Annotated in this window: 15 protein-coding genes; 9 read left to right on the top strand and 6 right to left on the bottom strand. The window is 29.8% G+C overall.

The window, feature by feature from the left end; all coding sequences use genetic code 11:
* Positions 1–49: 49 nt before the first annotated feature.
* The 3 genes from PW52_RS05385 to PW52_RS05375 are packed head-to-tail and all read right to left on the bottom strand — an operon-like array spanning position 50 to position 3,742.
* On the bottom strand, positions 50–1,456 hold the full coding sequence (locus PW52_RS05385; protein WP_044631912.1) for a bifunctional UDP-3-O-[3-hydroxymyristoyl] N-acetylglucosamine deacetylase/3-hydroxyacyl-ACP dehydratase: 1,407 nt from the start codon (positions 1,454–1,456) through the stop codon (positions 50–52).
* Entirely contained in the window at positions 1,443–2,471 is a 1,029-nt protein-coding gene (gene lpxD, locus PW52_RS05380) for a UDP-3-O-(3-hydroxymyristoyl)glucosamine N-acyltransferase (protein WP_044631911.1), read from the bottom strand. The genes PW52_RS05385 and lpxD overlap by 14 nt, the downstream gene beginning before the upstream one ends.
* Before the next feature lie 59 nt (positions 2,472–2,530).
* Positions 2,531–3,742, bottom strand: coding sequence for an HD domain-containing protein (locus PW52_RS05375; protein ID WP_044631910.1), 1,212 nt, complete (start codon positions 3,740–3,742; stop codon positions 2,531–2,533).
* Between the two features lie 73 nt (positions 3,743–3,815).
* On the opposite strand from PW52_RS05375, the gene porX reads away from it, so the two are divergent.
* From porX to PW52_RS05360, 4 genes are all read left to right on the top strand, one after another.
* A complete protein-coding gene (porX, locus tag PW52_RS05370; RefSeq protein ID WP_044631909.1) occupies positions 3,816–5,363 on the top strand; it encodes a T9SS response regulator signal transducer PorX in 1,548 nt (515 codons plus the stop codon).
* 94 nt (positions 5,364–5,457) lie between these two features.
* Positions 5,458–5,862: a tRNA (adenosine(37)-N6)-threonylcarbamoyltransferase complex ATPase subunit type 1 TsaE gene (gene tsaE, locus PW52_RS05365; protein WP_044631908.1), complete on the top strand. Its 405-nt coding sequence runs from the start codon at positions 5,458–5,460 to the stop codon at positions 5,860–5,862.
* A 185-nt stretch (positions 5,863–6,047) separates the two neighbouring features.
* Positions 6,048–6,191, top strand: coding sequence for a hypothetical protein (locus PW52_RS17515; RefSeq protein WP_165586760.1), 144 nt, complete (start codon positions 6,048–6,050; stop codon positions 6,189–6,191).
* Positions 6,154–6,675 (top strand): hypothetical protein, encoded by a 522-nt coding sequence (locus PW52_RS05360; RefSeq protein WP_082050844.1) that lies wholly within the window; start codon positions 6,154–6,156, stop codon positions 6,673–6,675. Before PW52_RS17515 ends, PW52_RS05360 begins: the two co-directional genes overlap by 38 nt.
* Here the strand turns inward: PW52_RS05360 and PW52_RS05355 are convergent.
* Entirely contained in the window at positions 6,666–9,092 is a 2,427-nt protein-coding gene (locus PW52_RS05355) for an outer membrane beta-barrel protein (RefSeq protein WP_044631906.1), read from the bottom strand. The two genes, PW52_RS05360 and PW52_RS05355, sit on opposite strands and share 10 nt — an antisense overlap.
* Before the next feature lie 287 nt (positions 9,093–9,379).
* Between PW52_RS05355 and PW52_RS05350 the strand changes: the two genes are divergently transcribed.
* The 4 genes from PW52_RS05350 to PW52_RS05335 all read left to right on the top strand — a co-directional run bounded on the left by PW52_RS05350 (position 9,380) and on the right by PW52_RS05335 (position 12,694).
* A complete protein-coding gene (locus tag PW52_RS05350) occupies positions 9,380–10,579 on the top strand; it encodes an alanine dehydrogenase (protein WP_044631905.1) in 1,200 nt (399 codons plus the stop codon).
* A 27-nt stretch (positions 10,580–10,606) separates the two neighbouring features.
* Positions 10,607–10,981: a DUF4258 domain-containing protein gene (locus tag PW52_RS05345; RefSeq protein ID WP_044631904.1), complete on the top strand. Its 375-nt coding sequence runs from the start codon at positions 10,607–10,609 to the stop codon at positions 10,979–10,981.
* Entirely contained in the window at positions 10,981–11,568 is a 588-nt protein-coding gene (locus tag PW52_RS05340) for a sugar transferase (RefSeq protein WP_044631903.1), read from the top strand. The genes PW52_RS05345 and PW52_RS05340 overlap by 1 nt, the downstream gene beginning before the upstream one ends.
* Before the next feature lie 70 nt (positions 11,569–11,638).
* Positions 11,639–12,694: an SDR family NAD(P)-dependent oxidoreductase gene (locus tag PW52_RS05335; RefSeq protein WP_052823395.1), complete on the top strand. Its 1,056-nt coding sequence runs from the start codon at positions 11,639–11,641 to the stop codon at positions 12,692–12,694.
* 2 nt (positions 12,695–12,696) lie between these two features.
* On the opposite strand, the gene PW52_RS05330 is transcribed toward PW52_RS05335, so the two are convergent.
* Positions 12,697–13,869 carry a proline dehydrogenase family protein gene (locus PW52_RS05330; protein WP_044631902.1) on the bottom strand — a complete coding sequence of 391 codons (1,173 nt, stop codon included), beginning with the start codon at positions 13,867–13,869 and terminating at the stop codon, positions 12,697–12,699.
* Positions 13,870–13,963: 94 nt separating this feature from the next.
* Here PW52_RS05330 and aroB point away from each other — a divergent pair, with 94 nt between their 5' ends.
* Positions 13,964–15,031 (top strand): 3-dehydroquinate synthase, encoded by a 1,068-nt coding sequence (gene aroB, locus PW52_RS05325; RefSeq protein WP_044631901.1) that lies wholly within the window; start codon positions 13,964–13,966, stop codon positions 15,029–15,031.
* Positions 15,032–15,147: 116 nt separating this feature from the next.
* Here the strand turns inward: aroB and PW52_RS05320 are convergent, their stop codons facing one another.
* A complete protein-coding gene (locus PW52_RS05320; RefSeq protein ID WP_044631900.1) occupies positions 15,148–15,921 on the bottom strand; it encodes a polysaccharide biosynthesis/export family protein in 774 nt (257 codons plus the stop codon).
* Positions 15,922–16,012 lie beyond the last annotated feature (91 nt).

Raw genomic sequence — 16,012 nt, 5'->3', positions numbered from 1 at the left:
TACCAAATTATTAGAGCCATGTAATGTATAAAAATTAGCTCGATGTATGTTACTTTACTTTTGAAATTTGAGCCATTAACTCTGCTTCTGCACATAGTTTTCCATTAGCATAAGCATAACCTTGCATATGGCAGATACCACGACGTATAGGCGTAATTAACGAACATTTAAAAATTAAAGTATCACCTGGCATTACTTTTTGTTTGAATTTAACATTGTCCATTTTCATGAAAAAAGTTAAATAATTTTCTGGATCTGGAACTGTATTTAATACCAAAATACCGCCTGTTTGTGCCATCGCTTCAACTATTAAAACACCCGGCATTACTGGTGCACCAGGAAAATGACCTTTAAAGAACTCTTCGTTCATGGTTACATTTTTAGTTGCAGTAACATAACTAGCTTCCAATTCGAAAACCTTATCAATTAATAAAAAAGGTTGCCTGTGAGGTAGCATTGCCATGATTTGAGTTACATCCATTAATGGAGGTTGATTCAAATCGATATTTGGCACATTGTTGCGACGTTCGTTTTTTATAATTTTTGCTAATTTTTTAGCAAATTGAGTATTTATAAAGTGTCCAGGCTTATTTGCAATAACTTTACCTTTAATTCTTGTACCTATTAAAGCTAAATCGCCTAAAACGTCTAATAATTTATGTCTTGCAGCTTCGTTTGGATAGTGAAGTGTTAAATTATCAAGTATACCATTAGGTTTTACAGTTATAGTATCCTTTTTAAAAGCATCTTTTAACTTTTCCATAGTTTGTTCAGACAAAGGTTTATCTACATAAACTATGGCATTATTTAAATCTCCTCCTTTTATTAACCCATTTTCAAGAAGCATTTCGATTTCATGTAAAAAACTAAAAGTCCTTGAATTTGAAATTTCTTCTTTAAAATCTGAAATCTGATTTAAAGTGGCATTTTGTGTTCCTAAAACTTTAGTACCAAAATCTACCATTGTAGTTATTTGATACTCTTTTGCTGGCATTACTAAAATTTCACTTCCAGATTCTTCATCTGTATATGAAATAACATCGGTGATTTCGAATTCTTCACGAGTTTCATCCAACTCAACAATACCAGCTTTTTCAATAGCTTCAACAAAAAACTTTGACGAACCATCCATAATTGGTGGTTCGGAAGCATTCAACTCAATTAAAACATTATCTACATCAAGACCAACCAATGCCGCTAAAACATGCTCTGAAGTTTGAATAGATACACCATTTTTCTCTAAACAGGTTCCACGTTGTGTACTTGTTACATAATTCGCATCAGCTTCTATAACTGGTTCTCCTTCCAAATCAACACGTTTAAAAGCTAAACCAAAGTTTCCAGCTGCTGGTTTAAATATTAGTGTAACATCTTTCCCTGTATGTAAACCTACTCCAGTTAAAGTAACGGCTTCTTTAATGGTTTTTTGTTTTATTTCGGTATTAATTATTCCCATCTAGTTTTTTTTCAATTTCACTTATATTTCTTACAATCTTAGGTAAATTTTTAAAATGTACGTAAGATTTATTATAGTCTCCGTAACCTAAAGCTGGTGAACCTTGAAGCACTTCATTATCTTTTATATTTCTTCCAATACCAGATTGTGCTTGTATTTTTACATTATTACCAATGATTATGTGACCAACAATTCCAACTTGTCCGCCAATAACACAGTTTTCTCCAATTTTAGTTGATCCAGCTACTCCAGTTTGTGCTGCAATAACAGTGTTTTTACCAATTTCTACATTATGTGCAATTTGTATTTGGTTATCAAGTTTTACACCACGACGAATAATTGTTGAGCCAAGCGTAGCTCTATCTATAGTGGTTCCTGCACCAACATCAACATTATCTTCTAAAATAACATTTCCTATTTGTGGCACTTTATTATACTCACCATCATCATTTGGAGCAAAACCAAATCCGTCGGCACCAATGATAGCTCCCGAATTTATGACACAATCCTTCCCAATAATACAGTCGGAATATACTTTGGCTCCAGCAAAAATTACAACATTATCACCTATTTTAACATTATCTCCCACATAAGTATTTGGAAAAATTTTAGCATTATCTCCAATAGATACATTATCTCCAATATAAGAAAATGCACCAAGATAAATATTATCTCCATAAGAAGCGGAGTCTGAAATAAAAGAGGGGTTTTCTATGCCTGTTTTGTTCAGTTTAACCTGATTATAATATTCTAATAATTTTGAAAACGACTTATAAGCGTCATCTACTTTTATTAAAGTTGTTTCAAGTAAATTCTCTGGTTCAAAAGATTTATTAACAATTGTAATTGAGGCTTTTGTTGAATATATATGAGACGTATATTTTGGATTTGCCAAAAACGTTAAAGTTCCTTCATGCCCTTCTTCTATTTTAGCAAGTTTAGATACTTCTATATCAGGATTTCCAACAACATCGCCTTCCAAAATACTTGCTATTTGTTGTGCAGTAAATTTCAAAATAATTAAGTTAGTTCTTATTTAATTCACGCAAAAATATAAAAAATGTACTAAAGTTTTTACTTAGGATAGCATATATAATATTTTGTTACAGTTTTCGAAAGCGCTTTAAGGTTAAGTTGGTCGGACGCTTTTACAATATCTTCAATTTTTCCAGACTTATGTAAAATGTTAATACCCTTGGTATTTAACTGATAGGCTTGGTTAGACATGCTTCCAGTAAACACAAAATATCCGGCTTCTTTTTCACTAATATTATAAGTGTTTATTATTTCTTTTTTATATTTTTCTATTGTTGAAGTCTTGATTTGCTTCTTTTTTACTTTTATTTTTAAAAGGTTTCTATTAATTATCATATTACACAATGAACTTAGCACGAAATCGGGATGCTCTTGCCATTGCTTCATTGCCGAAATGATATCATAATCGTCCAACTTTGAGAAAACCTCAATAGTATCATTATTAAAATTACTTAACGTTATTTTATTATTTAAAAAGTATAAAATTGGTAAACTAGCTTTGATATCTCCCCCCTCATCATTTAATTCTTTTGCACGCTTTAAAACTCTAATTAGTAATTGTTCTGCTACCAAGCTAGTTTTATGTAAATACACTTGCCAGTACATTAAGCGTCTGGCTATTATAAATTTTTCAACGCTATATATACCTTTTTCCTCAACCACTAAATTATCATCAACTACATTTAGCATAGTAATTAAACGTTCACTATTTATATTACCCTCGGCAACACCTGTATAAAAACTATCGCGCTTTAAATAATCAGCTCGATCCATATCTATTTGACCTGAAATTAACTGGCATAAAAATTTACGTTCGTAATTTCCTTTAAAAATATCGATCGCTAGCGTTAAACTTCCGTTAAATTCTTCATTTAACCGCTCCATAAAAATAAGTGAAATTTCTTCATGAGAGACATCGTTTACAATACTATGTTCCATGGCATGCGAAAATGGCCCATGACCAATATCATGTAATAATATAGCACAATAAAGTGCCGTTTCTTCATTTTCGGAAATGCTAACATCTTTAAAACGAAGTACATTCACCGCTTGTTGCATTAAATGCATACAACCTATGGCATGATGAAAACGTGTATGATGCGCACCAGGATAAACTAAATACGACATTCCCATTTGAGTAATGCGTCGTAATCGCTGAAAGTATTTGTGCTGAATTAAATCGAAAATTAGCGAATTGGGAATCGTAATAAATCCGTAAATTGGATCGTTTAATATTTTGAGTTTATTCAAACTTTAAATTTTTTAAATATTTACAAATATAATAATCGCGCTCGCAAGGGCATACTTTAAAAGACTAAACATTATGATAAATATACTTTGGGTTGATGATGAAATAGATTTACTAAAACCACACATTCTATTTCTTGAGAAGAAAAATTACAAAGTAAGCACTTGCAAAAGTGGTACCGAAGCCATTGATGCTTTAGATGAAGATAATTTTGACATTGTTTTTTTAGATGAAAATATGCCTGGATTAACAGGTTTAGAAACGCTTAATGAAATAAAGGAGAAAAAAGACACACTTCCTGTGGTGATGATTACCAAAAGTGAAGAAGAATATATAATGGAGGAAGCTATTGGAAATAAAATAGCCGATTACTTAATTAAACCAGTTAACCCTAACCAAATTCTATTAAGCTTAAAAAAGAATTTGGACCACTCTAGATTAGTAAACGAAAAAACCACATCAAATTACCAACAAGAATTTAGAAAAATAGCTATGGATTTGGCCATGGTAAACAGTTATGAAGATTGGGTTAGTTTATATCAAAAACTGATTTATTGGGAAATTCAATTGGAAGATATAGAAGATGCCAGCATGTTTGAAATTTTAGAATCACAAAAAGTTGAAGCTAATTCACAATTTGGAAAATTTATAGATAAAAATTACGCTCATTGGTTTAACCCAGATACAGATGCCCCCATAATGTCGCATACCCTTTTTAAAGAAATGGTAGTTCCTGAAATTAACAATGAGCAACCTACATTGTTAGTAGTAATCGATAATTTGCGCTACGACCAATGGAAAGTTTTCGAACCTATAATTAATAATTATTTTAAAAAAGATAGTGAAGATGCCTTTTTTAGTATTCTTCCAACGGCTACACAATACGCTAGAAATGCCATTTTTTCAGGACTAATGCCTAGCGAAATGGAAAAATTATATCCGCAATATTGGAAAAACGATACAGACGAAGGTGGCAAGAACCTACATGAAGCAGATTTTTTAGAGACACAAATGAAACGCTTAGGTTTAAACCATTTAAAATATGAATACCATAAAATTACCAATTTAAAAACTGGAAAAAAACTTGCTGAAAATTTTAAGTCATTAAAAGATAACGATTTAACAGTGGTTGTTTATAACTTTGTTGACATGCTCTCCCACTCTAAAACGGAAATGGAAGTTGTAAAAGAACTCGCATCTAATGACAAGGCATATCGCTCTTTAACTTTAAGTTGGTTTAAAAATTCCCCTTTACTCGACATGATTCAGCAAGCGCAGCGTATGGGATTTAAATTAATTTTAACTACGGACCATGGAACTATAAATGTAAAAAACCCATCGAAAGTTATTGGTGATAAAGACACAAGTCTAAATTTACGTTACAAAACAGGTCGCAGTTTAACCTATGAAAACAAAGACGTTTTATTAGCTAAAAATCCTAGTGAGGTATTTTTACCATCTATTAATATGAGTAGTTGTTTTATATTTGCTAAAAATGATTTGTTTTTTGCTTATCCCAATAATTACAACCATTATGTAAGTTATTATAGAAATACATACCAGCATGGGGGGGTTTCGCTAGAAGAGATGATTATTCCTTTTGTTGTATTTTCTCCCAAATAATCCATTAAATGTAAAAAAATCCGACAAAACGCTTATTTGTTTAGGATTTTCAAAATATATTAACTATAATTGTTTACAATTTTCTTGAAAAATTTTGGAAATACAATATAAACTAAGTGATATCGAACAAGTTGCTTTAAAACTTGTTAATAACTTTGAAACTAAAACCATTTTAATTTATGGTGAAATGGGTGTTGGTAAAACTACTTTAGTTAAAAAACTAGTAGAAATTTTAGGAAGTGATGACGAGGTAAGTAGCCCCACTTTTTCCATAGTAAATGAGTATAAAATAAAAAATGAGAAAATTTTTCATTTTGATTTATATAGAATAAAAAATGAAGAAGAGTTATATAACTTTGGAATTGAAGATTATTTAAATACAAACGATTGGATAATTATAGAATGGCCAGAAAAAATAGAACCCATTCTATTTGATAAATATCATAAAATTAATATTAAACTAGACCAGAAACTAAACAGAATTCTAAATTTAAAATAACTAATTAATAGTTTGCTTATGGGTAAAAAATAACATTATACACGAGAAAATTTAAGTTTTACGGGAAAGCCGCACAGAATTTTATTACAAATGGTGATTTTTAACATTTCTTTAACGCTTCTGTTAAACTTAAACAAATATGATACTTTAAGTTTGGGATATAATTAATTTAATCCCTTATAACAATGAAAACAAAAAAGTATTTAGTTGCAATCGCAATTTTCGGAGGTGTGTTATTTTTAGCTCAAGCTGCTAACGATTATAACACCAATGCAGAACAAACAGCAAAAATTGAAAAATCAAAAATCAAAATTCCTACACACGGATAAGAGAGTATATATTATTGGTAGTATAGTCGCTACGCTTATAGCTGCTACACCATATTTATTTTACTTGTATGAAAGTGTTCCAGACCAGATGATTTGGGACACTTTTTTATTTACTATAAAAAGTAGTTATTATGAAAATGTTCGTGTTCTAGCTTGGACTTTAACGAGTAAACTAATTCCTCTACTACTTTTATTTATTTGGTTTTTTACTTGTAGACACTGGTGGTACCATGTTTTACTTGTTCCAGTAGCTATGTATACCTACCAAATATTTACTACTTTAAATGAAGATTTTTCCTTTGTTGATTCTAATCAATTAATTTACCTACTTCCTATTATGGCGGTTATTATTCCTTCAATATATTTAATTAGAGCTAGAATTTTTGATCAAATTAATCAGGCTACAAAAAGCATGGAAGAATTAGAAGAAGAATTTAAAATGAGACCGAAAAACTTTTGGGGAAAATTTAAAGATTATTTTTGATAAAACCCTAATCGATCTCTTTCGTCCATATCAATATCTTTTTTATTAGTCTTTAATTTATAATTTCCAAATTTATAATTAAAACCTAAAACTAACATTCTATTCTCAATATTTGAGTCTAAAAACGAATCTTGATTCAAAAACTTCGTAGTTTCAGTAAAATTCTGGGTATTAAAAGCATCAATAATCCCTAAACTTAATGAAGCTTTATTTCCCCAAAACGTTTTCCTTACACTTATATCTAACCCTCCTCTTTCACTTACAATTGACGTACCATCGACAATTTGAGGAATATAAGTATAGGTAGCATCTAGAGTTAAACTTTTATCTTTTAAAAAAGAAAAGTAATTTGCAAATAAACCATAAAATCCCCATCTCCCTGTTTTTACTAAATCATTACTATCAAATGTTCTAAATTTTGTATCGTAATAGAAAAACGATGAATAACAATATAAACTCCATGAGTTAGTTATTGAAGTATAGGTTGTGAAATCAAGCCCGTATGACGTAGCTTCTTCTATATTTGCATAAATACGTTGAATCTCATTATTATCAACATCCTGAAAACCAATTTCGTAGGTAGGATTGTTTTCATATCTGTAATATAATTCAAAAGTATATTTACTATCAAAAGTATAACCTAACGTTAATACGTCGTCTATTTCAATTTGTAAGTTAGGATTACCAACAATGTAACTATTATCTGTAAAGTATACCCTAAATGGATTTAATTCATTATAATTAGGTCTAAAAATACGACGGTTGTAACTAAAATATATATCATTCTTATCATTTAAATTATGTAATAAGTAAAACGACGGAAATAACTCTAAATAATCATTTTTATTTATTTCATTAGCTATTAGCGACTCACCCTCTAAATCTGTAAGCTCAGATCGCAAACCAAGTTTTAAATTCCATTTTGTCCAGTCTTTGGAATAACTAAAATATGCTGCATAATTCATTTCATCATATAAAAATGTATCTGAATTATCAATGTTAATTTGTTGTGTTCTATGTTCTACTAAATTTTGATCTAATTCGCTTTCAGAACTAATACTTGAAATTTTTATCCCTCCTTCTATAAAACCATCTTTTAAAGGTAATTCATAATCTAATTGACCTGTAAATATTTTAGTAATTTGATTGGAATATGTTTGAAACCGATTATCCCTGAATGAATTTGTTTCATTGGGATAAAAATACCCAGTATTAACATCTTGAAAATCAGAATAATCATAATGCGTATAATGCAAATTCCCAGATAACTCCTCACCTTCTCGTTTTAACTTTGTAGAATAATCTAATGTAAAACCAAAATTCAGTTTTTCATTTACGGAATTATTAAAGGTGTTAAAAATAGAATCTAATTCCATAGTGCTACTAAATACCTGTGTAGAAGAATTAATATCTAGTTGCCCAGTTTTTCTTGGTTGGTAAAGAATATTAGTAGTAAATCCTATATTACTTTTACTACTTAAATTATAATCTATATTTCCGTTAAGCGTTTTTAATTCACTTTTTCTAACTCTATGATAATCTGTTATCCAACTCGTTTTAATTTCTTCACTTTCAATAAAATTCTCTTCTTGATATTGATTTCTATAATCTTTTCTAGGATTATCATTTAAGTTTAAATAAACATTAATTTTTTCTGATTTATAAAAATGACTTGTTCCATACGAATATTTAGGGTATTTAAAACCTTGCTTGTAATTACCAAAAATACTCCCATGATAACCAGAAATAATATTTTTATTAGTAACAATATTTAATACTGATGCACCTTGCGCATCATATTTTGCAGGTGGATTCGTAATAACTTCGATTGATTTTACTATGTTCGCAGATGTACCTTCTAGTAACTGAATTATTTCATTTTCTGATAAATAAACACGTCTATCGTTAATATAAACAACAGGTGTAGAGTTTTTTATGGTTATACCATCATCGCTCACCCAAACTCCAGGTGTTTGTTTTAAAACATCAAAAACATTATGATTGGACAATGTTGAATTTTCAACATTAAATATCAATCGATCAACTGTTCGTGTTATGGTAGGGCGTCTAGTTACTACGGTTACTCCATCTAACTCTTCAATATCTTCAATTAAAACAACACTCTTTAAATCAATATTTTGGAAAACTTCTATACTTTTCGAATATTCCTTAAATCCTAAAAATGTAATTTTTAAAATATACTTTCCTTGATTTATTTTTTCAAAATTGAATTCTCCATTTTCTTTGGATATTGTTCCGCTCTCAGAATTACCTGTTTCAGAATTTAAAAGAACAATATTTGCAAAAGCAATTGGAAGCTTATTCTCGTCATTTACTATTCCTGAAATATTAAATTCTTGTGAAAAACTTATAATTGAACATGATAAAAAAATGAGCTTAATTAATTTATTAATCATTGATGTGTTAAATGTATTGTAAAACCCCTAAATAATGGTAATATCAGACTAAATTAATTTTTTTTTCATTCTAATTACGTCTATAATAGATAAATTATCAATTTATGGAAAAACCACAATATAAATTAAGAAAACAACTACAACGAGTGACTTTTTATTATAAAATGTTATTAATAAAATTTGTAAACACACATTAGCTTTTATTTAATTTATTGTATAATTCAATTCAACATTAATCATCAATTAAAAAAATATTTGTAATTTAATTTTTTATTAAAAATCTAACAATGCCAGAACCCTTATCACCTTTTACCAAACAGCAGCTTATTCCTCAAGAAGAAAAGCTTGAAATATTTAAGAAAAAAGGAGATTTATTTATAGGAATTCCCAAAGAAACAGCATTTCAAGAAAAACGTGTTTGTTTAACACCAGATGCAGTTTATGCTTTGGTAAGTAATGGACATAGAGTTTTGATTGAAGCTGGGGCAGGTGAAAATGCTAATTTTAGTGATAAAGATTATAGTGAAGCCGGAGCTGAAGTTACACAAGATACGGCAAAAGTATTTTCATGCCCAATGATTTTAAAAGTAGAGCCTCCTTCTTTAGAACAAATTAAACTTATAAATCCACAAACTATTTTAATTTCTGCATTGCAAATAAAAACGCAAAATAAAAAATACTTTGAGGCTTTAGCCGCCAAACGAGTTACGGCTTTAGCTTTTGAATTTATACGTGATGATGATGGTAATTACCCAGCGGTTAGGTCGTTAAGTGAAATTGCAGGAACATCTTCTGTTCTTATTGCTGCCGAACTACTCTCAGATACGAAAAATGGAAATGGACTTATGTTTGGAAATATTAGCGGTGTACCCCCCATAGAAGTCGTTATTCTTGGAGGTGGTACAGTTGGTGAATTCGCTTCTAGAAGTGCGCTGGGCTTAGGTGCAAATGTAAAAATATTCGACAATTCATTAACTAAGCTTAGAAGACTTCAAGCTCATTTAGGTCGACCAATTTTTACTTCTACTATACAGCCAAAAAACTTAGCAAAGGCTTTAAAAAGATGTGATGTAGTAATTGGAGCTGTTAGAGGCGCAAACCGCTCCCCTATTTTGGTTACAGACCAAATGGTACAATCAATGAAAAAAGGTAGCATAATTATAGATGTAAGTATTGATATGGGAGGTTGTTTTGAAACTAGTGAGGTTACAAACCACGACAAACCAACGTTTATATGCCACGGAGTTGTACATTATTGTGTTCCAAATATTCCAGCGAGATATCCAAGAACATCCTCTATATCAATTAGTAATATTTTCACTCCTTACCTATTAAAAATTGGTGAAGATGGTGGATTGGAAAATTCTCTGCGTTTTGATAGAGGTTTAAAAAATGGGTTGTATTTTTACCACGGAATTTTAACCAGTAAATCGGTAGCAGATTGGTTCGATTTAGATTGTAGTGATATTAATTTGCTTATTTTTTAAATCCGATTTTTTCAATTTATATTTTAAATGAAATTTATTCATAGACTCGGGTATTATCTCGGTGGCTTCTCAATAGGATTAATTGTTTTAGCTTTTTTTTTAAGTGGTAAAAAAACGTCGTGTAGTTATGGTCCGGAAGCAAGAGTTATAAAAAATATTAATTCAAAAAAGTTAGTATATTCACAAAATGCGTATTCGGTTTTAACCCAAAACACCTTAGACACCACAAAACTAAATGCTGCAATTAAACACGGAAACATTATCTTTTCAAAAAGCGAAACACGCAAAGAACCTTGTGCTTCCTATTATTTAGAAAATACCATAGATGATAAAAATGTTGCAATAACTATAGAAAATTGCGATAGTATTGCAACCGTAACTCATTTGAAAATTTTAGAGTAATGATAAAACGCTGTTTTGATATTTTTTTTTCAATAACAGGACTCCTAATATTATTTCCTCTCCTTATTTGTATAGCTATTCTTGTAAAATTCGACTCTAAAGGTTCCGTTTTTTTTAAGCAAACTCGTATTGGGAAAAACAATAAGAAATTTACACTTTTTAAATATCGAACGATGTTTATTTCTTCTAAAACGTCTTCAAATTTAACTATTGGAAATAACGATGCTAGAATTACGAATCTGGGATATTATTTACGAAAACATAAGCTAGACGAGCTTCCTCAGCTATTTAATATTTTAAAAGGAGATATGAGTTTTGTTGGGCCAAGACCAGAAATACCATATTTTGTAAAAAAATACAAACCAGAATACTTAGAGGTTTTAAATGTAAAACCTGGCCTTACAGGTTTAGCTTCTTTAAAATATAAAAATGAAGATGAATTATTAAAAAACACGCAAAATCCTGAAACTGTTTATTTAAATACCATTTTACCAGATAAAATTAAATTAAATAAAACGTATATTAATTCACAAAGTTTAGCTTTAGATATTAAAATTTTAATTAAAACTATTTTTAGCATTTTTTGAGTAATTAACTTAAATGATTACTTTGCAGTGCGTGCTTTTTAACATTCAAAAAAAATTAGCATAACATTTTATGAATAGTATTACCTCAAATCGCATTGATGACTTATTGCTAAATTCTGATGTGTTTTCAAATACAATAAACGAAAATATTGTTCAGCATAACTTTTGCAACGAAACCATATTAATTACTGGAGCAGCTGGTTCAATAGGATCTGGCTTGGTAAAACAGCTTATTCATTCTACTTTCAAAAAATTAATTCTTGTTGATATAGCCGAATCACCGCTGTACAACCTAATTAAAAGCTTAGAAAACACAAATACACGAAAGGTTGAGTTTTTTATTTTAAATATTACAAACAAATCGGGATTAGTTAATCTATTTAAAAAATATAAACCCACAATTATTTTTCATGCGGCTGCTTACAAACATGTTCCATTAATGGAGAATAATCCGCTTGAAGCCATTCATCTAAATATTTTTGGAACTCAATTATTAGCAGATTTAGCTGTTGATTTTAAGGTTAAAAAGTTTGTTTTTATATCAACCGATAAAGCCGTAAACCCAATAAGTATAATGGGATTTACTAAATTAATTGCTGAAAATTATTTAAAATATATTTCAGAAAATAAAAACACTAATTTTTATATTACACGCTTCGGAAATGTTTTAGGTTCAAATGGTTCTGTTGTACCCGTTTTTAAAAAACAAATTGAATCTGGATTACCACTAACAATTACCAATGAAGAAATCACCAGATATTTTATACAAAAAGAAACTGCCTGCGAATTAATTTTAAAAATTGCTCTAACCGAAGAAAGCAGCAATAGCTTTACTTTTAACATGGGTGAACCTATTAAAATTTTAGATTTAGCAAAACGAATGATTCATCTTTCGAAACTAAATAAAAATTACCCTATAAAATTTACAAGCTTACGACCAGGTGAAAAACTAACCGAAGAAATAATTAGTAATTCTGAAAATCTAATACCAACAAAAAACCCTGATATTTTTATTATAGAAAACTTAAAAACCGCGCTAAAACCAATTGATTTCTTAAAGCTAAAACAACTTGATTCTAATTTTAGCGTTCAAGAAATTAAAACTATTTTAAAAAACACCATTTAGTTTTACACCTTTCTACGTCGTTTTTCTTTTCCTAAAAGAGCCAATTCTCTTCCTGTTTGTCCTGCTACAGATGTATTTTCTTCAGCACGACGAATTAAGTAAGGCATCACATCTTTTACCGGACCAAAAGGCACATACTTTGCTACATTGTAACCTTTGGCGGCCAAATTAAAACTAATATGATCGCTCATGCCGTATAGCTGCCCGAACCAAACTCGTAAGTCATTGTTTTCTAAACCCTTTTCTTCCATTAAACCCATTAATAAATACGAACTATCTTCGTTATGAGTACCTGCAAATAAATGAATCGTTTCTAAATTATCCATTATAAAATGTAAGCCAGCATTAAAGTTTTGATCGGTTGCAAATTTACTATTACAAATAGGCGTTTTATAACCTTTGTCTTCTGCCCTACTATTTTCTTTTTCCATATACGCACCACGCACTAACTTGTAACCAAGATAATAATTACCGACTTTAGCTTTTTTAAGTTCTTCCTGTAAAAAAGCCAATCGGTCGTGTCTATACATTTGTACTGTATTAAAAACAATTGGTTTCGTGGTGTTATATTTTTGCATCATTTGAGTAACTAATTGGTCGGCTGCATCTTGCATCCAACTTTCTTCAGCATCAATTAATACTGTAACATCGCAAGTTTTGGCAATATTACAAACCGCATCAAAACGTGAGACAACACGCTCCCACTCTGCTTGTTCTGCTTCTGTTAATGGCTTACCATCTCCTATCTTTTCAAACAAATAAAACCGACCAAATCCTGTAGGTTTAAAAACAGCAATAGGCATTGCTTTATTATCTTTACCAAACTTTATTATTTTAATAATTTTATCGCGAGCAGCATCAAATTCGGTTTCATTAGCCTTACCTTCTACCGAATAATCCAACACAGAACTTACACCTTTTGAGTACATTTTTTCTATAACCGGCAAGCAATCTTCTTCATTTACACCTCCACAAAAATGATCGAAAACCGTAGAACGAATTAAACCTTCGATTGGCAAATGTGCTTTTAATGCAAAGTTGGTAGCCGCCGTACCAATTTTAACCAAAGGCTCAATAGATATCATTTTAAACAAAAAATAGGCACGTTCAAGTTCAGAATCGTTTTTTAGTGCAAAGGCAACTTTTGTGTTATCAAAAATTAAATCGGTATTCATTTTAAAAAAATTTTCACAAAGATAATTATAGCTAAGTTATCTTTTTTTGCAAAATCTCCTTAATTTCACAGCCTTAAAAAATAATTTCATTTTTATGAATTCAATTACCGCAAATAACAGCACCATACATTTTAACGCTAATTGCTATAGTGCGCTAAACAAGCATATTAGCGAGAATAATTTTTCTAAAATATTTATTTTAGTTGATGAGAACACGCATCAGTATTGTTTACCAAGTTTTTTAGAGCAATTAGAAACTAGTATTGCTATTGAAATTATTGAAATTGAATCTGGAGAAATTAACAAAACTATAGACACCTGTGTTGGTGTTTGGAATACATTGTCTGATTTAGACGCCGACAGAAAAAGTTTAATGATTAATGTTGGTGGTGGTGTAATTACAGATTTAGGCGGATTTGTAGCCTGTACTTTTAAAAGAGGCATTGCTTATATTAATGTACCAACTACCTTGCTTTCTATGGTTGATGCATCGGTTGGAGGAAAAACCGGTGTTGATTTAGGTCATTTAAAAAACCAAATTGGAGTAATTGATAGCCCGGATTTGGTACTAATTGACACCTCATTTTTAAACACTTTACCTACTAACCAAATGCGTTCTGGTTTAGCCGAAATGCTAAAACACGGCCTTATTAGCGATGTTGCTTATTGGAATAAATTTTCAGATTTATCAAAACTTTCGTTAGATGATTTGGATGTATTAATTTACGAATCTGTAATTATTAAACGAAATGTTGTAACAGAAGACCCAAGAGAAGACGGCTTACGTAAAACTTTAAACTTCGGTCACACCCTTGGACATGCCATTGAAACTTATTTTTTAGGTAACGAAAACAAAACAACTCTTTTACATGGTGAAGCCATTATAATTGGAATGATTCTGGCTGGTTACATTTCGTCTGAACTTACTGGTTTTCCTAAAGCAGATAGAGATTTTATAAAAGATTTATTTATTAGTTACTACGGAAAAACAACTATTGAAAACGAAGACATTAAACCAATTTTAGAATTACTTAAATACGACAAGAAAAACAGTCATGGTAATATAAATTTTGTTTTATTAGAAAGTATAGGTAAACCTAAAATAGATTGCATTGTAGATGAACAAATAATTTTAGATGCTTTTAATTATTACGATAATTAATTTAGTGGTAATAATTTTGACGTTCTAGTATTGAAATAGATCTTTTAATCTTAAAAACAAAAAAACATCATTATTTAAAATGATGTTTTTTTGTTTTATAAGTTCTTATATTGTTTCTAATTTCTAGTAACAAAAATAAGTGCTGTTGTTAAGATGAAAGAGGTTATCGTAATTAATGTATTCACCCTACTATCACCAGACGCACCACTTATAGCTGAATTATTAGGTTCAACATAAACATAATCATTTTGTGTTAAATAAAACACAGGAGAATTAAACACTTCTTTACTAGTTAAATCTACTCTAGAATATGTTTTTGTTCCATTTTGATTTCTTATAACCAAAACGTTATCTCTTCTGGCCTTAATGGTTAAATCGCCAGCCATTCCTAGAGCTTCTAGTATTGTTACTCGTTCATTTTGAATATTATAAACACCTGGACCATTAACTTCTCCTGCAATAGTAACGCGGTAATTTAATATTCTAATAATAACCACTGGGTCTTTTAGTAAATTACCATCCTTAAATTTTTTCTTAAATAATTCTTTGGCTTCTTCGACAGTTAGTCCTACAAGTTTTATTTTTCCTAATACAGGATAATCAATATTTCCGTCAACATCTATAATATACGTTACCATTTCACCTGCTGCACCTGTAGCCATTACCAAGTTATAAGGCTGAGCTAATGTGGGATTTAACGTTGAAATATATACACTAATAATATCTCCAATTTTAAGTTTAGCCTCGAAAGTATCGGTATCGACCATTGTTTCAAAATCTTTTGCATTTTGAAAATAAACAATCTCTTGTTTTGTAACACAAGAAGTTATAGAAAAGACTATAAAAAGAGATAATAAAAATTGCTTGAAATTTAGATTAAGTTTATTCATTATAATGTTATTAGAATTGGGTGTAATTTAATAAGGAGTAAATATCATTTTTCGAATTTAAATGGTCAAAAAAATTCTTTAAATTACCAAA

The sequence above is a fragment of the Neotamlana sedimentorum genome (genome assembly GCF_000943565.1).
GTDB classification, from domain to species: Bacteria; Bacteroidota; Bacteroidia; order Flavobacteriales; family Flavobacteriaceae; genus Neotamlana; species Neotamlana sedimentorum.
The sequence above is the reverse complement of the archived record's forward strand: the minus strand, read 5'-3'. Positions and strand labels throughout refer to the sequence as shown.